We start from the raw sequence: 24,980 nt of genomic DNA, 5'->3' as shown, positions 1-24,980 counted from the left end.
CTACTCCTTCACCGCGCCTGAGGTGAGCCCCGAGACGAGCTGGCGCTGCATCACCAAGAAGATGATGACGATGGGCAGCGCGCCCAAGAGGGCCCCCGCCGCGAAGATGCCCCACCGGCTGCTGTACTGGTCCGAGATGAAGAGCTGCATCCCCACCGGCAGGGTGTACTGGTCGGTCGTCTGCAGGATGATCCGGGCCAGGACGTACTCCGAGTAGCAGCCGATCAGGCTCAACATGAAGACGACGATCAGGATGGGCCGCACCAAGGGCATGATGATGCGGACGAAGGCCTGGAAGGGGGTGGCCCCATCCATCATGGCCGACTCCTCCAGGGACCGGGGGATGGTATCAAAGTAACCCTTCATCAGCCAGGTGTTCACCCCCAGCGCGCCCCCCAGGTAGACCATGATCAGGCCCGCATGGGTGTTGAGCCCCAGGGCCGGGAAGACCTCACCGAGCTGGAGGAGTAGGAGGTAGATGGCCACCATGGCCAGCATCTGGGGGAACATCTGGATCAGGATCAGGGTGAAGAGCCCACCCCGACGGCCCCGAAAGCGGAAGCGGGAGAAGGCGTAGGCGCCCAGCGCGGTGAGGGCCACCGTGAGGGTGGAGGCGATGACAGCCACCTTGGTGCTGTTCCAGATCCAGAGGTGGAAGGGGTGGCGGGGGTCCTGGAAGAGCTGCCGGTAGTGGGCCAGGGTGGGGTTGGCCGGGATGAGCGACTGGCCCACGATGGTGTTGGACGGGTTGAAGGAGGCGGAGATCACCCACAGGATGGGCCCCAGGGCGAAGAGGACCGCCACGAGGAGCAGCCCGTGCCGCCAGAGCTGGCCGAAGGCTGTCAGGCGCCCCTTATACATGCTCGCCCACCCTCTCCAGGACCCCCGTCATGCGGAAGTTGACGTAGCTGATGGTGCCGATGAGGATGAAGATGACCACCGCCACCGCCGAGGCCAGGCCGTAGTCGGTGCCCGAGCCCCCCTCAAAGGCCAGCCGGTAGGTGTAGGAGATGAGGATGTCCGTCGCCCCCGCCGGGGTCCCCGCGCCGGGGATGGGCGGCCGGCCCTGGGTGACCAGGTAGATCACGTTGAAGTTGTTGAAGTTGAACGCGAAGGAGCTGATGAGAAGCGGCGCCACCGAGACCATGAGGAGGGGCAGGGTGATGTGGCGGAGTTGCTGCCAGCTCGTCGCCCCGTCGCAGTAGGCCGCCTCGTACAGCTCGTCGGGGATGCTCTGCAGGGCGCCGGTGGTGACCAGCATCATATAAGGGAAGCCCAACCACAGGTTGACCAGAAGAACGGCCACCTTGGCCCAGAGGGGGTCCGTCAGCCAGGGGACCCCGCCCAGGCCCACCGCCCGCAGCACCTGGTTGATGACCCCCACCTCGGTGTTGAGCAGCCCCCGCCAGATCAAAGCGGAGATGAACGCCGGGAAGGCGTAGGGCAGGATGAGGAGGGAGCGGTACACCCGCCGGAAGGGAAGCCGGGGGTCGTTCAGCACCAAGGACAGCCCAAAGCCCAGCCCAAAGGTGGAGGCCACGCTCAGGAACGCCCAGACAAAGGTCCAGACAAAGACCCGGAAGAAGGGCCCCGAGATCCGCGGGTTGGTGAGCAGGGCGGTGAAGTTCCGCCAGCCCACCAGACTGCGGAAGCCAGGGGTGAGCCGCTCCCCCGCCTCGCTGGTGAAATAGCCGTTGACCGGCCGGTAGACGGTCCCCGTCTCGAGGTCGACCAGCTGGTCCGCCGCCGGGTCGTACCGGTACCGAGGGGAGAGACGGGCGAACTGGGTGAGGCTGGCCAGCCGCAGCTCCACCCCGTCGTAGTGGAAGACCCGCTCCTGCAGCTCATGGAGGTGGCGCATCAGGCCCAGCGTGGGGAGGGCCCGGTAGCCTCCCGCCAGGCCGTCCACCACGCCGTCGCCGTCGGCGTCGATCAGGGCCGGGTCGTCCCGATCCACCGGCTGGAACTGGTCCCCCTCCGACAGGATCCAGCGCCCGTCCTCCCAGGGGATCAGAAAGCGTAGGTCGCCGCCGTCGTTTTGGAAGGCGGTGAAGGGGAAGCGAGGTGCGCCGGGGGGTTCGTAGAGCCGGCTCTCAAACTGGCGGATGGCTTGGGCCTTGGTGAGGATGTGGCCCGTGCCGTAGTCGGTGAAGGCGACGTAGACTGTGTAGACGATGGGGTAGACCACCATCATGAACATGAAGAAGAGGCCGGGCAGGAGGTAGCGCAAGGGGTAGGCCCGCTCGCTCAGGAAGGCCACGTTGATCCCGATGGCGCCCGCCACCAGGATGATGAGCAGGAGCCACGCCCCGGTGCTGGCCAGCCAGAGGGCCGCCCAGAGGGCGAGCCCGTCGATGAGGGCCACCACCGCCCACCGCCAGGGGCGGGTACGGCCTCCCGGGGCGGTTCGGGGGCCCGGCCGGGCAGGCTGGGTCACGAACATGCTTGGTCCCACCTACCTCCCCAGTGGGGACGGGCGGCCTGAGGCCGCCCGTCCTCTTCCCTAACGGTTCAGGCTCGCCTCGATGGTGGCCCGGATCTGGGCGACGGCATCGTCGAGGGCCGCCTTGGGCTCCAGCTCCTGATTGGCCACCAGGGTGAGGGCATCGCTCCAGGCCGTCCAGACCGCAGCCATCTGGGGGATGGCCGGCATGGGGATGCCCACCGCGGCCGCCTGGGCCACCGCCTCCATGTCGGGATCGTCGATCCGCTCCAGGGCGGGCAGGTAGGCGGGGGGCCGCGGATCCAGCTCGAAGAGGCGGAGCATGGTCTCCGTCGTGGCGATGTACTCGTTGAGGAAAGCCTGGGCCAGGAGCTTGTTGGCGCTGAAGCTGCTGATCATGAAGCCCTGCACGCCCACGAAGGGACGGGCGGGCTGGCCGTTGATGGGCGGGATGGGGATGAAGCCGTAGTCGATCCCCGCGTTCCGGACGGTAGCCAGCTCCCAGGGGCCGGTCTGCATGAAGGCCAGGCGATGGCTGACGAAGAGCCCCTCCATGGTGGCGAAGTCGAGGACGGGCAGGACACCCTCTTCGATCAGCCGGTCGAAGAGCTCAACGCCGGCCACCGCCCCCTCGGTGTTCAGCCCGATGTCCAGCGGGTCCAAGCCCCCCTCGGGGGTGGGCCCGAAGACGTAGCCGCCCTGCGCCGACATGAGGGGGAAGGTGTGGTAGGGGTCGGGGATGGGCAGGGCGTAGCCGTAGATCCCCTGGGACCGATCCGCCGCTGCCCGGGCCAGCTCGATCATCTCCTCGAAGGTGGCCGGAGCCCGGGGGACCAGCGCCTTGTTGTAGAAGAGGCCGATGGCCTCGGTGGCATAGGGCAGGCCGTAGAGGACCCCATCGTAGGTCCAGGCCTCCAACGCGGTGGGGAGGAAGGCGTCCGCCTTCTCACCCAGCTGGATGGGCTCGAGCAGGCCGTTGGTCACCAGCTGGCCCAGCCAGTCATGGGCCCCGACCAGGATGTCGGGCCCCTCGCCGGCCGGGGCCGCGACGTTCAAGGTGTCCCGGATGTCGCCGAAGCCCATCTCCTGGACCCGGACGGGGATGCCGTATTCGGCCTCGAAGGTCCGGGCCAGATCGAGGAGGACTTCAGAGCGGACCTCATCAGCCCAGATCAGGAGGGTTCCGGGCGTCGAAGCCAGAGCCGGGCAGGCGCCCAGAGCGAGCAGGGCGACCAGCACCAGGGCAGCCGCCAGACGCTTCATCGCCGCATCACTCCTTGAGCTCCTTCAGCCCCGGGAGGGCCAGCCAAATCGGCCTCCCGGGGCTATTCAAACGTTTGCTCAAAGAGGCAATTCGACCCGCGGCTGGGGGCTCCTGCCGGGAGAGGGCGGCGAGGCGGAATCAAGCGACGGGATGACGATGAGCGCGTGGGGCGGGGTGGGGTTACCAGGGAAAGCGGGCGGCGTAGCGGGCAATGATCAGCCAGCGCTGGGCCGTCTCCATTTCGGGCGAGCGGAGGGCCCGGAGCACGTCGTGGACATACCGGTTGAGGATCCGGGCGATCTCCGCGGGCTCGAACCCATCGAAGAGGAGATCGGCCAGGACCAGGTAGTCATCGTGGCCCCAGGGCCGGAGGCTCGGCCGGTAGTACCGGTCTTGGCTGCGCTGGGTCTGACGTCGCTGCTTGGTTGCCATCATCGGCACGCCTCCACCGTGGACCGCGGCTCATCACAAGGGAGTCCTTCACCTCAACGTATGCGAACGACTCTTCGGCGCCTCCTCAGGGGTCTCCTGCCGGTCGCCGCCTTGGGAAGTATCGTCTTGGGCAGGGAGGCCTATTCTCGGTGGAAGGGTCCGGGCCCGGAGGGGTTCCGGGCCCGGAGAGGAGCACCATAGATGCCAGGTTGGGCGGGGCTCAGAGGCTGAGGCCGGGGTAGGTCCGGTACCAGCCTTCGTCGACCGCGCCGGCAGAGAGCTTGGCCGTCCAGGGGGTCGCCTCCCGGCGGGCGATGGCCACCAGCTCCCGCAGCCGCCAGGGCATGGTGGTCTGCAGGAAGGCCTCCCGCTTGGCCGGGTCCGTCTCCTCAGCCGCCTCCCGCCAGATGGCCCGCCCGGCGACGAAGCCCGAAGCGCCGGCCCGACAGGCCACCTTCAGCTGCCGGGCGTAGGTGTCGAAGTCGACCCCGGCCGAAAGCAGAGCCCACGGCACCTGGGAGGCTTCCGTCAGCTCCCGGCAGGCCTCGTACCAGACCTCCTCGTCCTGGGTGACCGACGGGTGGACGGGGAACTCGGCCTTGAAGAGGTCGATGCCCAAGGCGGTGACCCGCCGGGCGCTCTCGATGATGAGCTCCCGCCGCTCGGCCTGGAAGGCCTCTTGGGTCTGGTCGTCGGAAGAGGGGTAGGTGACCACTTCTACCATCAGGGCAATATCCAACGCCCGAGTGCGGGCGGAGACCTGCCGGACCAGCTCTTCCTGCTGGCGGGCCGCCGCCTCCCGGCGGGGGTTGTAGTAGATGAGCAGCTTCACCGAGCTGGCGCCCATGGCCTTGATCTTGGCCTCGCTCCAGCCCTCCAGGATGGAGGTGAGCCGGTCGCCCTCCCGGTCCTCATAGCCCGTCGCCTCCAAGGAGACCGCCAGGCCGTTCTGGCCCAGGAGCTCCCCGCTGGCCATCAGCTGGGCCGCGCTGAACTCGGGATCCAAGAGGAAACCGCTCGCGTCCCGGTTGAGCGCGCCGACGATCTCCCGCTTGACGGCGGTCATCGCCTGGGGGTCGGACGGCCGCCCGGCTTTCTCCAGCATCCGCTTCAGGTTGCCCCGCTGGTCGACGGCCACGATGCAGAAGACGCCCTCGGGCGTGGCCAGCTGCTGTAGCCCTCTCCAGCGGCCGATGGTCAACGACTCCACCTCGACCAACCCCTTTCCTACGGAAGTGTTCGTCCCCCTTGGAGCTTTCCCCTGTCCCGCGGGACGAGGGTTGCTTCCTGCGAGTAGGAGCGATCCGCAAAGAAGCAGGAGACGGCGTTGGGGCAACGAAACCGTTCCGTGTTGGTAACGCGGAGGTTTCGAGACGGCTCCAGAAGGGCACGCCATGGGTGGTTGGGCTCCCATGGGGGCGGGATCGGAGCGGCATAGGGAGGATGGGCATGGAGGCATGGAGGCAGATGCTCCAGGAGCTGGCGGAGGCTCCTGGGGTTCCGGGTTTTGAGGCGCCAGCCCGGGAGGTGATGGGCCGGTACCTGAAGCCCGTCGCCGACCAGGTGATCACCGACAACCTGGGCGGGGTGGCCGGGGTGCTCCGGGGTGGGTCGGAGCGCCCGCGGGTGATGGTCGCCGGTCATCTGGACGAGGTGGGCTTTCTCGTCTCCCACATCACCGAGGAAGGTTTTCTCCGGTTTCAGACCCTGGGCGGCTGGTGGAGCCAGGTGATGCTGGCCCAGCGGGTCCGGGTCCTCACCCGTAAGGGGGAGCTGGTGGGTGTCATCGGCTCCAAGCCGCCCCACCTGCTCTCGCCCGAGGACCGGAAGCAGCCCGTGGAGATCTCGGACATGTTCATTGATATCGGGGCCCGCAGCCGGGCGGAGGCGGAGGAGCTGGGGGTGCTGCCGGGGGATCCGGTGGTGCCCATCTGCCCCTTCACCCCCTTGGGCAAGGGCGACCTCCTCATGGCCAAGGCGTGGGACAACCGGGCGGGCTGTGCCGTGGCGGTGCGGCTCCTCCACGAGCTCAAAGGGACCGATCACCCCAACACCGTCTACGCGGTGGGCACGGTGCAGGAAGAGGTGGGCTTGCGGGGGGCCCAGACCATGAGCGAGCGGATCAACCCCGACGTGGCTTTTGCGGTGGACGTGGCCATCGCCGGCGACACACCGGGCATCAAGGAGCATGAGGCCCGGGCCAAGCTGGGCCAGGGGCCGGTTGTGCTCCTCTACGATGCGAGCATGGTCCCCCACCGGGGCTTGCGGGACCTGGTGGTGGAGACCGCCGCCCAGGAGGGGATCCCCCTCCAGTTCGAGGTGATGCCCCGGGGCGGGACGGACGCGGGGCGGTTCCACCTGCACGGGGCCGGCACGCCCGCCCTCGCCTTGGGACCGGCCACCCGCTACATCCACAGCCACGCCTCCATCCTGCATGAAGGGGATCTGGAGATGTTGGTCAAGCTCTTGGCGGCGGTGATCCGCCGGCTCGATGAGGCGACGGTCCAGCGGCTCCGGGAGTCGTAAGCCCCGATCGCCGATGGGCGCTTCGGGAAAGGATTCGGGAAAGGGTGACGGATGGTGTATCGCGGCGGGCAGGGCATGTGGGCCTGGATCCTCCACCGGGTGACCGGGGTGGGGGTCATGATCTTTATCGTGATCCACATCCTGGACACCTGGTTGATCGGCTTCGGCCCGGAGGTCTACGACACGGTGATGAACATCTACCGGCATCCCATCTTCCGGCTGGGTGAGGTGGCCCTGGTGGGGGCGCTCCTCTTCCACGCCCTCAACGGGCTCCGGGTCATCCTGATCGACTTCTGGCCCGAGGCGGGGCTCTTCCAGAAGCAGCGCCAGCTCTTCCAAGTGGTGGTGGTGCTCTTCTTTATCCTGTACGTCCCGGTGGCCGGGTACATGATCTGGGACATCATCTACTAGCCGGCGCCGGTGGGGGCGGCGTGGGGGTAGGGCCCGTGGCGGACGGGCCGCCTGAGGCAAGGGGGGAGCGAGATGGCCAGGAGCAGTTACAGCCGCCAGCGCCCGATGGGGGGCGGCTTTGAGCTGTTCGCCTGGTACTTCATGAGGATCTCGGGGCTCTTGCTTGTTCTGATGGCCCTGGGCCACATCGTGATCATGCACATCATCAACAGCGTCGAGGTGATCAACTACGCCTTCGTGGCAAGGCGGTGGGCGGTCCCCTTCTGGCGCGTCTACGACTGGATCCTGCTGGCCTTGGGGGTTTTGCACGGGTCCAACGGCATTCGCGTTGTGATCGACGACTACGTCCATCACCGGGGCTGGCGGGCCTTCTGTACATCGGCCCTGTACGTGCTCGCCTTCGTGCTGTTGGTGATGGGCACGGAGGTACTCCTCACCTTCACCCCTGGCGTCTAGCCCGGGTCAGGGTGGTCCTGCCAGGTCTGGTTCGGCACGGGCCGGGAGCGGCCCGCCGGTGAAGGGGAAGGAAGTAAGGAGGCAGCGGGATGCAGCATCACACCTTTGACGCCTGCATCGTGGGGGCAGGGGGCGCCGGGCTCTTCGCCGCCTTGGAGGCCTCTCGGTCAGCCAGCGTGGCCGTCATCAGCAAGCTTTACCCGACCCGGTCCCACACGGGCGCGGCCCAGGGCGGCATCGGGGCGGCCTTGGGGAACATGGAAGAGGACCACTGGGAATGGCACATGTACGACACGGTGAAGGGGAGCGACTACCTGGGCGACCAGGACGCCATCGAGATCCTGTGCCGTGAGGCCATCGACGTGGTCTACCAGCTGGAGCACATGGGGCTCCCCTTCAGCCGGACGCCCGACGGCCGCATCGCCCAGCGGCCCTTCGGCGGCCACACCCGCAACTTCGGGGAGGGGCCCGTGCGGCGGGCTTGCTACGCCGCGGACCGGACGGGTCACATGATCCTCCAGACCCTGTACCAGCAGTGCATCAAGAACCAGGTCACCTTCTTTGACGAGTTTCAGGTTCTGGACGTGCTCATCGAAGACGGCCGGGCCGCAGGCGTGGTCGCCCTGGAGATCCGCACGGGTGAGCTCCACGTCTTCCACTCCAAGGCGGTCCTCTTCGCCACGGGCGGCGCGGGGCGCATGTACCGGGTGACCTCCAACGCCCACGCCCTGACGGGGGACGGCATGGCCCTGGTCTTGCGCCGGGGGCTGCCCCTGGAGGATATGGAGTTCTTCCAGTTCCACCCGACGGGGATCCGGAAGATGGGGATCCTCATCACCGAAGGGGCCCGGGGCGAGGGCGGGATCCTGCGGAACAACAAGGGCGAGCGCTTCATGGAGCGCTACGCGCCCACCCTCCTGGATCTGGCACCCCGGGACTTGGTCTCCCGGGCCATCTACTCCGAGATCCGGGAGGGCCGGGGGATCAACGGCGAGGATTATGTCCACCTGGACCTGACCCACCTGGACGCCCGCATCATCGAGGAGCGGCTCCCGGACATCACCGACTTCGTCCGGACCTACCTGGGGCTCGATCCGGTGAAGGACCCCATCCCGGTCCAGCCCACGGCCCACTACATCATGGGGGGCATCCCCACCGATGTGGACGGGCGGGTGGTGCGGGACGAGAAGAACACGCCTGTCCCCGGGCTCTACGCGGCCGGCGAGGTGGCCTGCGTCTCCGTCCACGGGGCCAATCGCCTCGGAACCAACTCCCTCTTGGACATCCTGGTCTTCGGCCGCCGGGCGGGCGCCCACATCCGCCAGTTCGTCCAGGAGGCGGACCTGGTGCCCCTGCCCAAGGAGCCGGAAGGGCGGGTCCGGGCCGAGATCGAGCGGCTCTTGACCCAGGAGGGGCGGGAGAACGCGGCCGCCATCCGGAAGGATCTCCAGGACGGGATGACGGAGCACGTCTCGGTTTTCCGGACCGAGGAGGGGCTCCTCACCATGCGGGAGCGGCTGAAGGAGCTCCGGGAGCGGTACCAGCACGTGCGGTTGGGCGACCGGGGCCGCCAGTACAACACGGACCTCCTGGAGACCCTGGAGCTGGGCTTCCTCCTGGATGTGGCCGAGGCGACGGTGGAGTCGGCCCTGGCCCGGAAGGAGAGCCGGGGCGCCCACTACCGGGAGGATTACCCCGAGCGGGACGACGCCAACTTCTTGAAGCACACCTTCTTCTTCCGGAAGGAGGACGGCAGCTTCGAGCTGCGCTACAAGCCGGTGACCATCACCCGCTTCCAGCCCGAAGCGCGGAAGTACTGAACGAGCGGTCACCGATGGGGGTCGAGTAGGGGGCGGGGAAGCGCGGGCTTCCCCCGCCCCGCGGCGGGGGTGGGACGTATGAAAGTGGAGCTTTTCATCCGGCGGTTCAACCCGGAGACGGACACCAAGTCGCGCATGGTGCGGTATGAGGTGGAGGTGGAGCCGACCGACCGGCTCTTGGACGCCCTGAACGCCATCAAGTGGTACCAGGACGGCACCCTCACCTTCCGGAAGTCGTGCGCGCACGGCATCTGCGGCTCGGATGCCATGCTGATCAACGGGGTCAACCGGCTGGCGTGCAAGGTGCTCATCAAGGATCTGGGCGACCGGATCACCGTCGAGCCCCTCCGGGGTTTCCGGGTGATCAAGGACCTGGTGGTGGACATGGAGCCCTTCTTCGCCGCCTACCGGTCGGTGAAGCCCTACCTGATCAACGACGAGCCGGCCCCCCGCACCGAGCGGCGCCAGTCGCCCGAGGAGCGGGAGCGGTTCGACGACACCACCAAGTGCATCCTCTGCGCCGCCTGCACCACCTCGTGCCCCTCCTTCTGGGCCAACGAGGATTACATTGGGCCGGCGGCCATCGTCAACGCCCACCGGTTCCTCTTTGACAGCCGGGACCGGGGCGCGGCCGAGCGGGTGGACATTCTCAACTCCAAGTTCGGGGTCTGGCGGTGCCGCACCATCTTCAACTGCGCCGATGCCTGCCCGCGGGGGATCGAGGTGACCCGGGCCATCCAGGATGTGAAGCGCTTCCTGCTCAACGCCCGGATCTAGTCGGCGCCCGATCGAAGCCCATCGCCCCGACCGAGGAGGTGTTTGCGTGACCTCGTCCAGCGCCCTCCCCGAAAGCCGGGAGGAGGCCCTGGCCCTGCTGCAGACCTACACCCACTCACCCCAGCTCCTGAAGCACGCCCGGGCCGTGGAGGCGGCCATGGCCGCCTACGCCCGGCACTTTGGCGAGCCCGAGGAGCTCTGGGCCCGGACGGGCCTCCTGCACGACCTGGACTACGAGCGCTGGCCTGAGGAGCACCCCCACCGGGGGGTGGCCATCCTCCGGGAGCGGGGCTACCCGGAGGCCATGCTCCATGCCATCCAGGCCCATGCGGACCCGACCGTTCCCCGGGAGAGCCTCCTGGACCGGGCCCTCTTCGCGGTGGACGAACTGACGGGCTTTCTAACGGCGGTGGCCCTGGTTCGGCCCGACCGGCGCATCGACCAGGTGGCCTTCAAGTCGGTTCGGAAGAAGATGAAGGACAAGAGCTTCGCCCGGGGCGTCAACCGGGAGGATCTGGAGCGGGGCGCGGAGGAGCTGGGGGTGCCCTTCCAAGAGCACGTGGAACGGGTCATCCAGGCCATGAGCAGCATCGCGGCGGAGCTGGACCTGGCGGGTTGAGGCGATGGCGGGGGAGCGGGTCCAGATCTACACCGACGGCGCCTGCTCGGGCAACCCGGGCCCGGGGGGCTGGGCGGCCGTTCTCCTCTACCGGGGCCACGTGAAAGAGCTCTCCGGCTTCGAGCCTGAGACGACCAACCAACGGATGGAGCTGCGGGCGGCGGTGGAGGGGCTGGCGGCGCTCAAGCGGCCCTGCCAGGTGGACCTCTACTCCGACTCGGCCTACCTGGTCAACGCCTTCCAGCAGGGCTGGATCAAGCGCTGGCAGCAGAACGGTTGGCGGAACGCCCGGAAGGAGCCGGTGGAGAACCAGGACCTCTGGCGCCGCTTGCTGGAGCTGGCCCGCCGCCACCGGGTCCGGTGGCTGAAGGTCCCCGGGCACGCCCAGGTCCGCTGGAACGAACGGTGCGACGAGCTGGCCCGGGCCGCCATCCGGGAGGCGGCCCGGGCCCGGCCGGGAACCGGGGAGGAGGCCCCCCCGGCAGGAGATTGAGCCCCTCAACCCGAAGTCTTCCGCAGATGCCGGAATGGGCAGGTCAGTAAGAATGCTTGCCACCTGGAGGGACGAGGGTGGTTCCCCCGAAGAGCAGGGTCGTCTGGGTCCTGGTCGCCCTGGTGCTGGCAGCGCCCGCGGCCCAGGCTGCGGCAGGCGTGGAGCCCTTGCGACCCGACGAGATCGGTCCCTTTCTCGATCGGGTGGCGGCCGCGAACCGTATCTACAGTCAGGACATGGTGGCCTATCAGGAGTACGATGTTCGACTCCTGATCATGCACTGGCACTTCACCGGCAGGGTCCTAAAGACGAGCGACGTGGCGGAGGTCGTCTTGGAAGGGGCTCCAGCCCTCTTCCCCAAGGAAATCTCGGCCACCCTCTTCGAGGTGGCCGACTGGCTGGAGACCTTTGCCATTGAGTACCAGGGCGTGGAGTCCTTGGATGGGCACCTCTACCACCGTTTCTACGGGACGCCCCTCCCCGGGGAAGAGAGTCAGACCCGTTGGGGAACCATTTGGGTGGACCCTAAGACCTTTCTGATCAACCGCATTCAGGTCCAGTACTGGTGGGGTCGGGTCACCATCCAGCAGGTCTTCCGTACCGAAGGAGAGTTCGTGCTCCTGGACCACCAACAGGCGCGTGTGGACCCGCTGGGCATCCGGGCCGACGTGCGCTGGACAGAGTACCACTTCCTGGAGCGTCAGTAGCCGAGGAGCACGGTTGAAGCGAGGCTTGGTATCCCATGAGGATGGAGAGTGAGGCCTACCGCATGGCGGTCTCGAGGCAGTTTGACGCGCTGCGGGATCAGGAACCTGGCCGCGGCGAGGAGCGGCAGGCCCTGGAGCGGGTGGCGCTCGAACCGAAGCAGACCCGGGAGTTCCTGAAGAAGCTGGACCGGGAGCCGCCAGAGGTCCAGCGGCACTTCTACGCGTACCTTCTGTCCCGGGGCAAGACCGATCAGTTCTTCGCCGACATGGAGCGGCACCTGCGGCACCGTTTCTACGAGGCCCGGGACGAGATCAAGCAGGTCTTGGCTTCCCTCACCCAGGAGCCGGAGGTCCTGCCGGGGCTTTTCCGGCTCATCCGGCAGACCGACGAAGGGTGGCTGGCTGGGGAGCTGATCCATCTGTGCCTGGCCTTCGAGCCGGAGCACCTGGCGAAGGCGGTGGAGAAGGCTCTCGCGACCCGCGACTACCTCCTCCAGTGCCTGGCCATCTATCTCGCGGGCCAGTCGGGCCACCCCCGGCTGGCGGAGGTCCTGGTTGCCTTCTACCGCAAGCCTGAAGGGGAGAAGCTCGACCGGCTGGAGAGCAAGAGCCGGGATGCCCTCCTGGAAGCGGGGAAGAAGCTCCCCGTCTCGGTCATCCGCCAGTGGCTCGCGGACGGCAACAGCCGGGTCCGCAAGGTGGGGGTGGAGGTGGCCCGGAGCCGGGAGATGGTGGAGACAGCCGTCGATCTGGTCCGGCTGGTCTTGGTCGATGCCAAGAACCGCGACGATGCGGCCACCACCCTGCTGGCCTTGGAGGAAGCGGGGCTGGAGCTCAGGGACGGCGGGCAGGGCGCGGCGGAGGTGGGCCAGCTCCTCCGGCAGGCCCGGGCCGACGCCATGGAGAAGGCCATCAAGATTCTGGCCCGGCAGGGCGGAGAGGCCGTCCGGCAGGTGGCTCTGAGGCTCATCGACTTCCTGCCCAGCGAGGAGCTCCTTTCCGAGGCCCGGCGGATGGCGGTGGAGGACCGTTCCATCGCCGTCCAGCGGGATGCGCTGGACCTCCTGCTGCGGCGCGACCGGAAGGTGCTCCTCGATGCACTGGTGCAGGTGGCCGAATCCAAGGGGAGCTCCCTCGCGCCCGAGTTGCGGGAGCGGCTGGAGGCCATCGTGGAGGGCTCCCTCACCCAGGCGGAGCGGGAGGAGCTCCGCAGCCGGGTGGAGGAGAAGCGGCAGCGGTGGGCCCGGGCGCTGGACCAGTACAGCACCGATGTGGAGTGGTGGCGTCGGGAGAGCGACTGAGCGCCCGTCCCAGCGCCTCTTGGACGGAACCGGTTCCCTGGCGGGCCCCGCCCGAGCGCGCGGGCCCGTCGCTTTTTTGCGCGTTTTCCTGGAATGCGCGCATCAATCGCCTCTCTCGGATCCATACTAAGCCGCGAAAGACAAAGCTCTCGTGCAGAAGGGGGACGTTGACGTGGCCCGTTCAAACCGAGAGAGGCAGCCCTACTACGCCAAGCTCGTGGAGGAGCAGCGGGCCCTCCCGGCCTCCCGGGCTGAGGCTGCGGCCGACGAGGTGGCCGATCCGTTCCAGAGTGTTTACGCGGAAATGGGGATGAAGGCCTTTGGGGCCTTCGTCAACCTGCTGGACTACCTGTCCGTCCTCCGGCCGGCGGAGGCTTTGGGATGGGGCCGGTCCTCCGACCAGGTTCGCCGCTCGCTGGACGAGGCCCTCCGGCCGGCCCTCCAGGAGATGGGCGAGCTCCGCAGCCGCCTGGACCGGGCGGAGGCCCAGCTGAACCAGCTGGTGGCGGGCATGAACCGGATGGACCGGTTCGCCCTGGACACCTTCCGCCAGGTGGAGGCGGTGGTCCGGAAGCTCGTGGAGGTGCAGGAACGGGTGGAAGGAGCGGCCCGCCAGATGGAGGCGGTGGTCCCGCCTGGCGACCGCTGGACCATGGTCCGGGGCCGGATCCCCAAGGAGGAGGCCATTGAGCTGGCCATCAATGCGGCCCGAGAGCTCCAGGCCAAGGGCCGCAAGCTCACCCTGGCGGCGGTGGCCCGGCAGGCGGGTCTGAAGTACGGCCAGATCATGTACGCTTTCGGCAACAAGGAGCGGTTCTTCCAGGAGCTGGAGCGGGCGGTTCCCGCGGCAGAGGCGGCCGAGCCCACGGAGGAGCTCTCCCAGAGCGCGTCGGCGTGACACCGCCTCCGACAAGGGAACCTCAGCCGGCGGGGCCGCCCGCGACCCGGTGGATCAAGCGGGTGGTGGAGAGCCCCGACCGGAGATCGACCAAGCTCAGCTCGATGCCGAGGCGCCGCACGGTGGGCGCCTCGGGCAGGGTTTGGGGCGTGTAGTCCCCGCCTTTGACGTAGACATGGGGCCGGACCACCTCCAGGAGCCGGTCCGCATGGCGGTCTCCGAAGAGGACCACGTAGTCCACGGGCCGGAGCGCGGCCAGCAGGAGGGCCCGGTGGGCGGCGGGCTGCACAGGCCGGCTCGCCCCTTTGAGCTGCTGGACGGAGAGATCGGTGTTGAGGCCCACCACCAGCCGGTCGGCCTGGGAGCGGGCCACCAGCAGCAGATGGAGGTGGCCCGGGTGGAGGAGATCGAAGCAGCCGTTGGTCAGGGCGATCCGGGCCCCTTCCTGCTCCAGCTCCGCCCGCACGGCCTGGAAGCTCCAGAGGTCGTACAGGCGGTGGGCGGGCCCCATGGGGGCTGGACCCACCCGGGCGCCCGGGGAGGGGCTGGCCGGGGACGGGCAGGCTTCAGGCGGGCGGGGAGGGCTCATGGGGTGCTCCCTCCCGGCGGCTGGGGTTCCACTGGGGAAGGATGGGGCAGCTCCCCGTTCCCGTTGAGGTAGGCGAGCATCTCCCGGCTGGTGACGGTGGCCGTGCCCGGCTTGCGGACCACGATGCCGCCGGCCACCACAGCCAGCAGGGCCGCCTGCAAGAGGCTCCCGCCCGACGCTTGGGCCAGGGCCAGCACAGCTGCCACCGTATCCCCCGCTCCCGTGACGTCGTAGACCCGGGTGGGCCGGAAGGCCGGCACGTGGAAGGTGGGCCCCCCGGCCCGGGCGGCGATGAGCCCCTCCTCGCCCCGGGTGACCAGCGCCGCCTCCACCTCCAGGCGCCGGCAGAGCTCCTGGGCGGCCCAGGCCGCCTCCCCCTGGGTGTGCAGGGGCTGGCCCAGCCACTCCTCCACCTCGCTTTGGTTGGGGGTGGGGAGCCCCACCCGGTGGAAGAAGGGCAGCCGGTGGCGGGTGTCGATGACCACGGGCAGGGGGCGCCGCCGGCGGGCCTGCCGGATCTGGTCCACCACCGGCTCATCCACCACCCGGGCGGCGTAATCGGCGATGAGAACCCCGTCAGCCCGGGCCAGGGCCCGCTCCAGGGCCTGGTAGAGCTGCTCCCGGGCCCAGGCGGGGGGCTCCCACTCTTCGGCCCGGTCAATGCGGAGGACCTGCTGCTGGACGGCATGGCGGCTGCCGGCCACCACCCGGGTCTTGGTGATGGTCTGGCCGCCGGGCACCTCCACCAGTCCGGTCACCTTCAGCCCTGAGGCGGCGAGCACCTGCCGCAGGGAGCGGCCCGGCTCGTCATCACCCACCAGGCCCACCGCCTCCACCACGCCCCCCAGGGCGGCCACGTTGGCCGCCGCGTTCCCGGCGCCACCGGGGCGGATGTGGCGGCCCGTCTCCCGCAGGATGAGCACCGGCGCCTCCCGGGAGATCCGGGTGGGTTCCGCGGTCAGGTAGCAGTCAGCGAGAAAATCTCCCACGACGACGATCCGCCGGCCGGAGAAGGTCCGGACCAGACCGGCCAGGGCAGGGACGGCCAGAGCCCGGCGGCCGCCGGTGGGGTCGGGAATGGGCCGGCTCGCTTGAGGGGGCTTCTGGGTGGCCGTAGGCCTTCCTCCTCCTCTTTGGGAAGCTTCTGGGCCCATCTTCTAGGCCGATGAGGTAGCCGCCTGCCGGAGGCTGGCCTCTGCTGCGGCATAGACCTCCAGGAGGGCATCGGTGGTCCGGGCGACGGAGATGGTCTCCGCCTGGCGACGGGCTTCCGCGCCCATCTGGCGGCGCTGCTCGGGGTGCTCCAAGAGCTCCACGACCCGCTCCACGAAAGGCGCCAGCTGGTGCGGGGTCAAGTAGCCGTCCACCCCGTCCCGGACCAGATCGGTGACGCCCGAGGCGGCGACGGCCACCACGGGCAGCCCGGCCGCCATCGCCTCGCCGATGACCATCCCCTGGGTCTCAGTCTGGGAGGCGAAGACGAAAAGGTCGGCCCCCGCATAGGCGTCGATCACCCGCTCATAGGGGAGCACGCCCGTCATGATCAGCCGGGGACCGATGCCCAGCTCCCGGGCCCGGGCCTCCAGATGGGCCCGCTCGGGCCCGCCGGCCACGAAGACCAGCCAGGCCCGGGGGACCCGCTGGCGCACCTGGGCGAAGGCTTCCAGCAGGAAGTCCAGGTTCTTCTCTTTGGCCAGCCGGCCCACATAGATCAAGACCGGCTCACCCGCGGGGATCCCCCAGGTTCGGGCGAGCCACCCGGGATCGCCGGAAGCCAGGCGGTCCGTCTGGATCCCCGTCGGGATGACCCGCACGGGCGCGGTGATCCCCTGGGCCCGGATCCGCTCGGCCACCGTCCGGCTGGGGGCGATGACCTGGTGGCACCGGTTGGCGAAGGCGGTGACCACCCGGACGGTGAGGCGCCGGGTGAGGGCGGGCGGGGCCACCGGCACGTAGTGGACGTACTGGTCGTACAGGGTGTGGTGGGTGAAGACCAAGGGGAGCCCCAGCTGCCGGGCTGCCCGAGCCCCCACCCGGCCCATGATGAAGGGCGAGTGGACGTGGATCACGTCCACTCCCAGCTCCCGCACCTGGCGGGCCAGCTGGGGCGAGAAGGGAATGGCCAGGGTGAACTCCCGGTGGTAGGGCGTCCGGATGGAGGGGACGCGGTAAACCCCTGGCTCGTCCGGGCCCTGGTTGGGGTAGGCGGGGGCGAAGATGGAGACGGTGTGCCCCCGGGATCGGAGCTCGCGGGTGAAGATCTCGATGGAGCGGACCACGCCGCTGACGTAGGGCAGGTAGCTGTCGGAGAACATGGCGATGTGCATGATCACAACCCCTTGCTGGCCGGTACTTCCCGCTGGGGCTCCGCCTCCTCCAGCAGGGCCCGGGCCGCCGCCAGCACGTCGGCCGCGGTCACCTGGCGGATGCACTCAAAGTTGCAGTCGGGATTCCGGATGGAATGGAAGTACAAGCTCCCCGGCTCCAGCCAGTGGATGCACGGCCCGCAGAGGTCCTTACGGACCAGCCGGCTGGGTTCGATCAGGGGGGCGAAGTTGGCCGGATTGGTGGGGCCGAAGATGGCCACCACCGGCGTGCCCACCGCTTCCGCGATGTGGAGGGGACCTGAGTCGTTGCCGATGAAGAGGCGGCACAGTTGGAGGAGGGCCGCCGTCTGGCGCAGGTTGAGCTGGCCGGTGAGGTCCACCAGCGGCCGGCGGGCCCGGCGCCGAATCTCCTCCGCCAGCTCCCGGTCTTCGTCGCCCCCGACCAGGACGACCCGGACCCCCTTCTCGTCGATCAGGGCGTCGGCCACTTGGGCGAAGCCCTCGGGGGACCAGCGTTTCCCCCGGAAGTGATGGCCGCCGGGGTGGATGGCGACCACCGGGTAGCCGGCCAGGCCCCGGGTCTGAAGGATCTGGGCGGCCTCGGCCCGCTCCTCGGGCCGGACCCAGATCTGGAGGCGCAGGGGAACCTGGGGGGCGCCCACCGCCCGGACCACCTCGAGGCAGTACTGGGCCGCGTGGACCTGCCGGTCGTCGGGGACGGGGACCGAGTAGAGCCAGCCCAGCTCGTCGGACCGGAAGCCCACCCGGAAGCGGGCCCGCACCAGAGGCAACAGCCAGCTGCCGAAGTGGGAGAGCCCCACGGCCATGTCGATGGCTTCGCCCTGGAGCTCGTGCAGGGTCCGGGGCAGGTCGAGGCTGTGCTTGCAGGTGATGATCCGATCCACGTGCGGGTTGTGTTGGAGCAGGGCCCCACTGCTGGGCCAGCAGCAGACGGTGATGGAGGCTTCCGGGTAGGCCAAGTCCAGCGCCTGGAGGGCTGGGGTGGCGAAGAGGGTGTCGCCCAAAGGGCTCAGAATCAAGACCAGAATCCGACGGATACTCGATGGGTCAAAAGACTCAGAGGATCCGTCCTTGGTTCCGAAAGGTAGCATGCTTCCCGTCTGTCCCCCAGTTCGGGCCGCCCAACGGGGAACGCGGGACGGCCCGGGGAGTCCGTGCGTCTCCGTCCGACAGGCCTATTGTACCATATCGGCAACGGAGCTCACGCTGACGGAAAGGAAGGCCAACGGGAGCCTGAGACCGAGAGCTTAGGGCGCCACGTTGTTGCTTGCCTGGCAGGCGGGGCAGAGCCCTTCGAAGTAGAGCTCGGCGCTCTCCAGGCGGTATCCGGTCTCCGACTCGGCCTCCCGGAGGAGGCTGTCCAAGGACGGTCCGAAGTAGTCGGTCACTCGGCCGCACTTCTGGCAGGTGGCATGGTGGTGCTGGGAGGTGTCCGCGTCGTACCGGCTGGCCGTGTCGTCCACCCGGAGCTCCCGCACCAAGCCCTCCTGAACCAGCATGTTGAGGGTGTTGTAGACCGTTCCCCGGCTCAGGCCCGGAAAACGCGGGTGAAGCGCGGCGAAGATCTCTTCCGCCGTCGGGTGGCTCTTGGTGTTCTTCAGGTAGTGGTAGATGGCCTGGCGCTGAGGGGTGAGGCGCATCCCCTTCCGCCGGAGGACCAGCAGTTCCTCGTCCAAAGGTCTTCCCCCCTCACCCAGCCGCGCGCTTTCGGGGCACTCTTAGGGGTGAGATCCGTTCTCAGTCGCTCTCCCTTCCTATGGTAGCCGCAGGCCCGGGCGGTGTCAACGGCAGGGGGCCGTCCTCCCTGGGCAGGAGCCCCCTTGGGCCCTGTCGCATTCTACGTACGGAGGCCCGGCAGAACCGCCGCGGATTTGAAGGGAGGATGGTCGTGCCCGAGGCCCCCCGACGGACCCTCTCCCGGGAAGGGACCTACCAGATCGAAGTGAAAGGATCCCGCTTCCTGGCCATCGCCCGGCCCGTGGCCGACGAGGCGGAGGCCCGCGCGCTCCACGCCGAGCAGCGCCGGGAGCATCCTCAGGCCCGGCACCACGTCTGGGCGGCCCGGCTGGCCAACCCCGAGCTGTGGCAGTCCTACGACGAGGACGGGGAGCCCGCCGGGACGGCGGGGAGGCCCATTCTCACCCTGCTGGAACGGTCCAACCTGGTCCAGGTGGCCGTCGTCGTGGTCCGGTACTTCGGCGGGATCCTCCTGGGGGCCGGCGGCCTGGTGCGGGCCTACACCCAGAGCGCCCAAGGGGCTCTGGCGGCCGCCCAGCCCGTAGAGGTGCGGCCCCTGGTCCGGGTCCGGGTCACCTGTGACCATGCCACCGCGGCCCGGGTGGAAGCCCGGCTGCCCGAGTGGGGGGCCCGGCTGGTGGAGGCGGCCTACGGGGTGGAGGTCACCTGGGAGCTGGAGCTGCCCCCGGAAGGGGTGGAACCCCTTTCGGCCGTCCTGCAGGAGCAAAGCCGTGGGACCGCCCGGGTGGAGCTGTTGGGCGAGACCTGGGGCACGGCCTGAGCCAGGAGGAGCGCCCACCTCGACGGAGCTCAGGAGCGATGAAGGAGATGAAGACGCCATGACCCAGACGATCGATCTCAGGAGCGACACCGTCACCCAACCGACCGAGGCGATGCGGGAGGCGATGGCCCGGGCCCCGGTGGGCGACGACGTCTACGGGGAGGACCCCACGGTCCGGGCGCTGGAGGAGCGCGCCGCCCACCTCCTGGGGAAGGAGGCAGGCCTCTTCTGTCCCTCGGGGACCATGGCCAACCTCCTGGGCGTCCTGAGCCAGACCCAGCCGGGGGACGAGCTCCTCTGTGACGTAGAGTCCCATGTCTACTACTATGAGGTGGGGGGTGTGAGCCGGATCGGCGGCGTCATCCCCCGCACCCTGCCGGGAGACCGGGGCCGCCTGACGCCCGAGCAGGTGACGGCCGCCCTGCGGCAGCCGGACATCCACTTCCCGCCCACCACCTTGCTCTGCCTGGAGAACAGCCACAACCGGGGCGGGGGGAGCACGTACAGCGTCGAGGAGACGGAGGCCCTCTGCCGGGTGGCCCACGCGCACGGTCTCCGGGTCCACCTGGACGGCGCGCGGCTCTTCAACGCCGCCATCGCCCAGGGTGTTCCCGCCGCCCAGCTGGCCGCCCCGGCCGACACGGTGATGATCTCCCTTTCCAAGGGCTTGAGCGCGCCCGTCGGCTCCATTCTCTGCGGCCCGGCTGAGACCATCGCCCGGGCCCGCAAGCTGCGGAAGCTCCTGGGCGGGGGCATGCGCCAGGCAGGGGTGCTCGCGGCCGCGGGCCTGATCGCGTTGGAGCAGATGGTGGACCGGCTGGTCGAGGACCATGCCCGGGCCCGGCGCCTGGCCGCGGCCCTGGCCGAGATCCCGGGGATCGAGCTGGATCCGGCGACGGTGGAGACCAACATCGTCATCTTCCAGCTGGCCCAGATGGACGAGAAGACCTTCTTGGGGGCCCTGCGGGCGCAAGGCGTCCTGGCTGGCTCCCCCGCGCCCGGCCGGATTCGGATGGTGCTCCACCGGCACATCGGCGATGGGGAGCTGGAGCAGGCCATCAGGGCCGTCCGCCGGGTGATGCGGGAGGCGGCCTAGGCGGCCCGCTCCCGGCATTCCCCCGTCCCGCCCAGCCTCGCTGGCCCTGTATAGGCGGCCCCCTTGGCTGCCACACTAGAGGCGCCCTGACGGGGAGGCGAGCCGTCCTTCACGGAGGAAGGCGCAGCCAGGGACGGCGGGCGCTCGCGTCCCCGCCAGGAGTCCTCGCGAAAGGTTGGGGTCCATGCTCACGGCCCAGGTGGCCCTCTACCCCGTGGAGAGCGACGACGCCGACCAGGTGATCAACCACTCTCTGGAGAGCCTGGCCCAGGCCGGCGTCCAGTGGGAGGTGGGGCCGGTCAGCACCGAGCTGCACGGGCCGCCGGACCAGGTGTGGCAGGCCCTCCGGTCCCTCTTCGAGGAGGCCCTCGCCCAGTCGGGGGAGCTGGCCATGGTGGTCACCCTGACCAACGCCCGGCCGTAAGGGCCGCCTCCAGCTCGGCCCGCACCCCCTCGTCGGCCTCGTGGGCCAGGCGTTCCTCGAGGGCCCGCCGGGCCTCGGGGGTGCCGATCTGGCCCAGGGCCCAGGCAGCCGCCCCCCGGACGGTGGGCGAGGGGTCGTGGGCCAAGCGTTCCGCGAGGGCGGGCACCGCCTCGGCCCGCCGCAGGTTCCCCAAGGCGTAGGCCGCGTTCCGGCGCAAGACCTTCTCGTCCCGCCAGTTGAGGGCGCTCTGCGCGAAGCGCTCCAGGAACCCCCGCCGGCTGAGGGTGAGCATCTCCAGGAGGGAGGGGTTGGCGCCCACCTGGGAGAGGGGTTGGAGCGGTCCCGGCTCCTCGGGCATCCCCCGGTTCCAGGGGCAGACCTGCTGGCAGATGTCGCACCCCCAAAGAGAGCGGCCCAGGCTCGCCCGCCGCTCCGGCGGCAGGGGCCCCCGCAGCTGGGTTGCCTCCGAGATGCAGAGACGGCTGTTCACCTGGTAGGGCTCCAGGGCACCGGTCGGGCAGGCGTCCAGGCAGCGGGTGCAGGCGCCGCAGTCCAGCTCCACGGGCGGGTCAGGCTCCAAGGGGAGGTCGGTGACCACAGCCCCCAAGAGGACCCACGAGCCCGCACCCTCAACGAAGAGGCACCCGTTCTTCCCGAAGGCTCCCACCCCCGCCTGTTCCGCCACGGCCCGATCGACGGCGGGACTGGTGTCCACCAGAGAGCGCCAGGCGATGGGCCGGCCCGCCTCGTCCTCCAGGAAGCGCATGAGCCGTTCCAGCCGGTTTTCGATGGCCGCATGGTAGTCCTCAAAGCAGGCGTAGCGGGCGATGAGGCCCCGGGGCTCCCTGTCGGGCGGGGCTGGCCGGGGCGGGCGGGGGTAGGCCAGGGCCACGGCGATGAGGGAACGGGCGCCTGGCAGCCACCGCTGGGGATCGGTCCGGAGGCTGATCTCTTTGGGGACAAAGGCGGGATCGATGCCTCGGGCCTGCTGGGCCTGCAGCACCTCCCGGGCCCGCCGGAGTTCGGTGGCGGGCCCGATGCCCACCCGGTGAAAGCCCAGCCGGCGGCCCTCGGCCTTGAGCCGGTCTTCCAGGCGCATGGCCCCACCTCCCCAGCAGGTGGCCGCCCGTCCAGGGCGAACTGGTAAGGAAACTGCGGGAAGAGAAGGCCTCCTCAGGCCGTACCGGAAGGATGCCCCACATTCAAGGAGGTTCGCCCATGGCGGTACCCGGGAACCAGCCGCAACCCAGCGAGAACGCGCTGACCGTCGCGCTCACCCAGCTGCGAACGGCCGGCCGGGAACTCGGCTTGGCCGACGATCTGATCGAGTACCTGAGCAAGCCCCAGCGGGTCCTGCAGGTCAACTTCCCGGTGAAGATGGACGACGGCCGCGTGCGGATGTTTGAAGGATACCGTGTCCAACACAACTTCGCAAGAGGGCCGGCCAAGGGCGGTATCCGCTTCCACCCGGCGGTCACCATGGATGAGGTGATCGCCTTGGCCATGTGGATGACCTGGAAGTGCGCCGTGCTCGACCTCCCCTACGGCGGGGCCAAGGGCGGGGTGGTGGTGGACCCCCGGGAGCTCTCCCAGGCGGAGCTGGAGCGGCTCACCCGGCGGTTCACCTACGAGATCAGCGCCGTCATCGGCCCTGAAGTGGACATTCCCGGACCGGACATGAACACCAACCCCCAGGTGATGGCCTGGATCATGGACACCTACTCCATGCACCGGGGGGCCATGACGCCGGCGGTGGTGACGGGCAAGCCTCTTGAGCTGGGCGGCTCCCTGGGCCGGAATGCGGCCACGGGCCGGGGTCTGGTCTACGTCCTGGAAGAGTACGCGCGCCAGAAGGGCATCAACCTGGCCGAGACCACCGCGGTGATTCAAGGGTTCGGCAACGTCGGCGGCGCGGCGGCCCGCTTCTTGCACGAGCTCGGGGTGAAGGTGGTGGGCGTGGGGGACATCTCGGGCGCCCTTTATGATGAGCGGGGCTTGAACATCCCCGCCCTCCTCGAGCACCGGGACCGCCACGGCGTCATCGAAGGCTTTGAGGGCGGCGAGCCCATCACCAACGAGGAGCTCCTCGCGCTGCCGTGCGACGTCCTGATCCCCGCTGCCCTGGAAAACCAGCTGACGGGAGCGAACGCCGGCCAGGTGCGGGCGAAGCTGATTGTGGAAGGGGCCAACGGGCCCACCACGCCCGAGGCGGACGCCATCTTCCGGGATCGGGGGATTGTGGTCATTCCGGATATCCTGGCCAACGCGGGCGGCGTCACCGTCTCCTACTTTGAGTGGGTCCAGGGACTGGAGCGCTACCAGTGGGACGAGGACGAGGTGAACCAGCGCCTCCGCCAGAAGATGGTCCGGGCCTTGCACGAGGTGATGGCCGTCGCCGAGAAGGACGGCCTCCCCTACCGGCAGGCGGCCTACGCCCTGGCTCTGCGGCGGGTGGCGGAGGCGGTCCGCCTGCGGGGGATCTTCCCCTAAACCTGGAGCGCACGGCACGGCTCATCTGGCTGGGACGGGGGGCCGCGCTGGCGGCCCCCCGTCGCGCTCCACCTCGGGCGGTCCCCGCCCGATCGGATGGGGGATCCTGGAAAGGGGGTTCTCGGGCTGCAAGGAGGGGTGCCGGGCCGCGAGGAGTCCGCCGCCCCGCCGGGGAAATGGACAGGGAGGGCTCGTCGACGGGATGAGCCGGTGAGGGATTGAGGGGGGAACGCTGTTGGCAGATGAGCTGGCACGTCGAGTGATGGAGCCTCTTTGGGAGAAGGCCCGGAGCCTTCAGCGGCGGGTTCTGCTGGTGGAGGGCGAGGATGAGCGCGTCCTCCGGGCGGCCCGGATCTTGGCCGACGAACGCCTGGCGCAGCCGGTGGTGGTGGGCGCGACGGACCGGGTCCGAGCGCTCGCGGAGCAGCTCGGCCTGAGCTTGGACGGTATTGAGGTGAAGGATCCGGCCCAGGACCCGCAGCAGGAGGCCCTGGCTGGCCAGCTCTACGAGCTGCGCAAGGCCAAGGGGATGACGGAGGAGCAGGCGGCCCGCCTGGTGCGGGAGGACCCCAATTACTACGGCGCCCTGCTGGTTTTGCAGGATGAGGTCCACGGGTACGTGGGGGGCGCGGTCCACGCCACGGCCGACACCCTCCGGCCGGCCTTGCAGTTGATCCGGGCCCGGGAAGGGGTGAAGGTCGTCTCCTCCTACTTCCTCATGGTGGTCCCCGACCGCCGTTTCGGGGAGGACGGCCTGCTCTTCTTCGCCGACTCGGGCCTGGTGCCCCAGCCCGACCCGGAGGCCCTGGCCGAGATCGCCATCACCACCGCCCAGACCGCGCAGACCCTCTTTGATCTGGAGCCGCGGGTGGCCTTCCTCTCTTTCTCCACTCACGGGAGCGCGGAGCACCCGCTGGTGGACCACGTGCGGGAGGCGGTCCGGCTGGCCCGGGAGCGGGTGCCCCACCTGCTCCTGGACGGGGAGCTCCAGGTGGATGCGGCCCTGGTGCCGGAGATCGCCCAGCGGAAGGCGCCCACCAGCCCCATCGGCGGCCGGGCCAACATTCTCATCTTCCCCGACCTGAACGCCGGGAACATCGGCTACAAGCTGGTCCAGCGGCTGGCCGGCGCGGCGGCCATCGGGCCCTTGATTCAGGGCCTGCGCCGCCCCGTCAACGACCTCTCCCGGGGCTGCAGCGCGGAGGATGTGGTTCAGGCGGCGGTCATCACCGCCGTCACCGAGTAGGCTCCAGGAGGAGGCTTTCTGGGAAGGCCCGGCCCTGCTGGCCGGGCCTTTTCGCCCCCCGGGATGCCGCACGCCGTAGGAGCCTGGCCGCAGAGGGACGCGCCCGGCCGCGATTTAGGCCG

General features: G+C 69.4%; 26 protein-coding genes. 15 read left to right on the top strand and 11 right to left on the bottom strand.

Features of this window, described 5'->3' with window-relative positions:
- From malG to FWJ67_RS03480, 5 genes are all read right to left on the bottom strand, one after another.
- A complete protein-coding gene (malG, locus tag FWJ67_RS03500; protein WP_304172430.1) occupies window positions 1-861 on the bottom strand; it encodes a maltose ABC transporter permease MalG in 861 nt (286 codons plus the stop codon).
- The gene (malF, locus tag FWJ67_RS03495; protein ID WP_304172432.1) at window positions 854-2,443 is read right to left on the bottom strand and encodes a maltose ABC transporter permease MalF; all 1,590 of its coding nucleotides are present in this window, start codon (window positions 2,441-2,443) and stop codon (window positions 854-856) included. Before malF ends, malG begins: the two co-directional genes overlap by 8 nt.
- A 60-nt stretch (window positions 2,444-2,503) precedes the next feature.
- On the bottom strand, window positions 2,504-3,706 hold the full coding sequence (locus FWJ67_RS03490; protein WP_414482576.1) for an extracellular solute-binding protein: 1,203 nt from the start codon (window positions 3,704-3,706) through the stop codon (window positions 2,504-2,506).
- A gap of 181 nt (window positions 3,707-3,887) precedes the next feature.
- The gene (locus FWJ67_RS03485; protein ID WP_304172435.1) at window positions 3,888-4,142 is read right to left on the bottom strand and encodes a hypothetical protein; all 255 of its coding nucleotides are present in this window, start codon (window positions 4,140-4,142) and stop codon (window positions 3,888-3,890) included.
- Between the two features lie 217 nt (window positions 4,143-4,359).
- Window positions 4,360-5,349, bottom strand: a complete 990-nt coding sequence (locus FWJ67_RS03480; protein ID WP_304172437.1) for a tagatose 1,6-diphosphate aldolase — start codon at window positions 5,347-5,349, stop codon at window positions 4,360-4,362.
- A 239-nt stretch (window positions 5,350-5,588) separates the two neighbouring features.
- Here FWJ67_RS03480 and FWJ67_RS03475 point away from each other — a divergent pair, with 239 nt between their 5' ends.
- The 10 genes from FWJ67_RS03475 to FWJ67_RS03430 all read left to right on the top strand — a co-directional run bounded on the left by FWJ67_RS03475 (window position 5,589) and on the right by FWJ67_RS03430 (window position 14,147).
- Window positions 5,589-6,665: a M42 family metallopeptidase gene (locus tag FWJ67_RS03475; RefSeq protein ID WP_304172438.1), complete on the top strand. Its 1,077-nt coding sequence runs from the start codon at window positions 5,589-5,591 to the stop codon at window positions 6,663-6,665.
- 54 nt (window positions 6,666-6,719) lie between these two features.
- Window positions 6,720-7,076, top strand: a complete 357-nt coding sequence (sdhC, locus tag FWJ67_RS03470; protein WP_414482156.1) for a succinate dehydrogenase, cytochrome b556 subunit — start codon at window positions 6,720-6,722, stop codon at window positions 7,074-7,076.
- A gap of 72 nt (window positions 7,077-7,148) precedes the next feature.
- Entirely contained in the window at window positions 7,149-7,532 is a 384-nt protein-coding gene (locus tag FWJ67_RS03465; RefSeq protein WP_304172440.1) for a succinate dehydrogenase hydrophobic membrane anchor subunit, read from the top strand.
- A gap of 89 nt (window positions 7,533-7,621) precedes the next feature.
- Window positions 7,622-9,352 carry a succinate dehydrogenase flavoprotein subunit gene (gene sdhA / locus FWJ67_RS03460; protein WP_304172441.1) on the top strand — a complete coding sequence of 577 codons (1,731 nt, stop codon included), beginning with the start codon at window positions 7,622-7,624 and terminating at the stop codon, window positions 9,350-9,352.
- A gap of 78 nt (window positions 9,353-9,430) precedes the next feature.
- The gene (locus FWJ67_RS03455) at window positions 9,431-10,129 is read left to right on the top strand and encodes a succinate dehydrogenase iron-sulfur subunit (protein WP_304172442.1); all 699 of its coding nucleotides are present in this window, start codon (window positions 9,431-9,433) and stop codon (window positions 10,127-10,129) included.
- Window positions 10,130-10,175: 46 nt separating this feature from the next.
- Entirely contained in the window at window positions 10,176-10,748 is a 573-nt protein-coding gene (locus FWJ67_RS03450) for an HDIG domain-containing metalloprotein (protein WP_304172443.1), read from the top strand.
- Window positions 10,749-10,752: 4 nt separating this feature from the next.
- Window positions 10,753-11,241, top strand: a complete 489-nt coding sequence (gene rnhA / locus FWJ67_RS03445) for a ribonuclease HI (protein WP_304172444.1) — start codon at window positions 10,753-10,755, stop codon at window positions 11,239-11,241.
- 77 nt (window positions 11,242-11,318) lie between these two features.
- A complete protein-coding gene (locus tag FWJ67_RS03440) occupies window positions 11,319-11,948 on the top strand; it encodes a hypothetical protein (RefSeq protein ID WP_304172445.1) in 630 nt (209 codons plus the stop codon).
- 62 nt (window positions 11,949-12,010) lie between these two features.
- Window positions 12,011-13,249 carry a hypothetical protein gene (locus tag FWJ67_RS03435; protein WP_304172446.1) on the top strand — a complete coding sequence of 413 codons (1,239 nt, stop codon included), beginning with the start codon at window positions 12,011-12,013 and terminating at the stop codon, window positions 13,247-13,249.
- Between the two features lie 172 nt (window positions 13,250-13,421).
- Window positions 13,422-14,147 (top strand): TetR family transcriptional regulator, encoded by a 726-nt coding sequence (locus tag FWJ67_RS03430; RefSeq protein ID WP_304172447.1) that lies wholly within the window; start codon window positions 13,422-13,424, stop codon window positions 14,145-14,147.
- A 22-nt stretch (window positions 14,148-14,169) separates the two neighbouring features.
- On the opposite strand, the gene FWJ67_RS03425 is transcribed toward FWJ67_RS03430, so the two are convergent.
- The 5 genes from FWJ67_RS03425 to FWJ67_RS03405 all read right to left on the bottom strand — a co-directional run bounded on the left by FWJ67_RS03425 (window position 14,170) and on the right by FWJ67_RS03405 (window position 18,760).
- Window positions 14,170-14,736, bottom strand: a complete 567-nt coding sequence (locus FWJ67_RS03425; RefSeq protein WP_304172448.1) for an adenylyltransferase/cytidyltransferase family protein — start codon at window positions 14,734-14,736, stop codon at window positions 14,170-14,172.
- Window positions 14,733-15,890: a bifunctional heptose 7-phosphate kinase/heptose 1-phosphate adenyltransferase gene (locus tag FWJ67_RS03420; protein WP_414482575.1), complete on the bottom strand. Its 1,158-nt coding sequence runs from the start codon at window positions 15,888-15,890 to the stop codon at window positions 14,733-14,735. Before FWJ67_RS03420 ends, FWJ67_RS03425 begins: the two co-directional genes overlap by 4 nt.
- Window positions 15,891-15,893: 3 nt before the next feature.
- Complete coding sequence (locus FWJ67_RS03415; protein WP_304172450.1) at window positions 15,894-17,063, bottom strand: glycosyltransferase family 4 protein; 1,170 nt, start codon at window positions 17,061-17,063, stop codon at window positions 15,894-15,896.
- Window positions 17,064-17,065: 2 nt separating this feature from the next.
- Window positions 17,066-18,103 carry a glycosyltransferase family 9 protein gene (locus FWJ67_RS03410; RefSeq protein WP_304172451.1) on the bottom strand — a complete coding sequence of 346 codons (1,038 nt, stop codon included), beginning with the start codon at window positions 18,101-18,103 and terminating at the stop codon, window positions 17,066-17,068.
- A 228-nt stretch (window positions 18,104-18,331) separates the two neighbouring features.
- The gene (locus FWJ67_RS03405) at window positions 18,332-18,760 is read right to left on the bottom strand and encodes a Fur family transcriptional regulator (RefSeq protein ID WP_304172452.1); all 429 of its coding nucleotides are present in this window, start codon (window positions 18,758-18,760) and stop codon (window positions 18,332-18,334) included.
- 212 nt (window positions 18,761-18,972) lie between these two features.
- On the opposite strand from FWJ67_RS03405, the gene FWJ67_RS03400 reads away from it, so the two are divergent.
- The 3 genes from FWJ67_RS03400 (at window position 18,973) to FWJ67_RS03390 (ending at window position 21,122) form a co-directional block, all read left to right on the top strand.
- Complete coding sequence (locus FWJ67_RS03400) at window positions 18,973-19,602, top strand: IMPACT family protein (RefSeq protein ID WP_414482158.1); 630 nt, start codon at window positions 18,973-18,975, stop codon at window positions 19,600-19,602.
- 58 nt (window positions 19,603-19,660) lie between these two features.
- Complete coding sequence (locus tag FWJ67_RS03395) at window positions 19,661-20,698, top strand: threonine aldolase family protein (RefSeq protein WP_304172454.1); 1,038 nt, start codon at window positions 19,661-19,663, stop codon at window positions 20,696-20,698.
- 184 nt (window positions 20,699-20,882) lie between these two features.
- Window positions 20,883-21,122 carry a YkoF family thiamine/hydroxymethylpyrimidine-binding protein gene (locus FWJ67_RS03390; protein WP_304172455.1) on the top strand — a complete coding sequence of 80 codons (240 nt, stop codon included), beginning with the start codon at window positions 20,883-20,885 and terminating at the stop codon, window positions 21,120-21,122.
- Here FWJ67_RS03390 and queG read toward each other — a convergent pair.
- Window positions 21,097-22,221, bottom strand: a complete 1,125-nt coding sequence (queG, locus tag FWJ67_RS03385) for a tRNA epoxyqueuosine(34) reductase QueG (RefSeq protein WP_304172456.1) — start codon at window positions 22,219-22,221, stop codon at window positions 21,097-21,099. The two genes, FWJ67_RS03390 and queG, sit on opposite strands and share 26 nt — an antisense overlap.
- 119 nt (window positions 22,222-22,340) lie before the next feature.
- Between queG and FWJ67_RS03380 the strand changes: the two genes are divergently transcribed.
- Together FWJ67_RS03380 and pta are read left to right on the top strand one after the other, a co-directional pair.
- Window positions 22,341-23,612: a Glu/Leu/Phe/Val family dehydrogenase gene (locus FWJ67_RS03380; RefSeq protein ID WP_304172457.1), complete on the top strand. Its 1,272-nt coding sequence runs from the start codon at window positions 22,341-22,343 to the stop codon at window positions 23,610-23,612.
- Between the two features lie 235 nt (window positions 23,613-23,847).
- The gene (gene pta, locus FWJ67_RS03375) at window positions 23,848-24,858 is read left to right on the top strand and encodes a phosphate acetyltransferase (RefSeq protein WP_304172458.1); all 1,011 of its coding nucleotides are present in this window, start codon (window positions 23,848-23,850) and stop codon (window positions 24,856-24,858) included.
- The last annotated feature ends 122 nt before the right edge of the window (window positions 24,859-24,980 follow it).

It is taken from the genome of Limnochorda sp. (assembly GCF_047459355.1).
Classification (GTDB): domain Bacteria; phylum Bacillota; class Limnochordia; order Limnochordales; family Limnochordaceae; genus Limnochorda.
The sequence above is the reverse complement of the archived record's forward strand: the minus strand, read 5'-3'. Positions and strand labels throughout refer to the sequence as shown.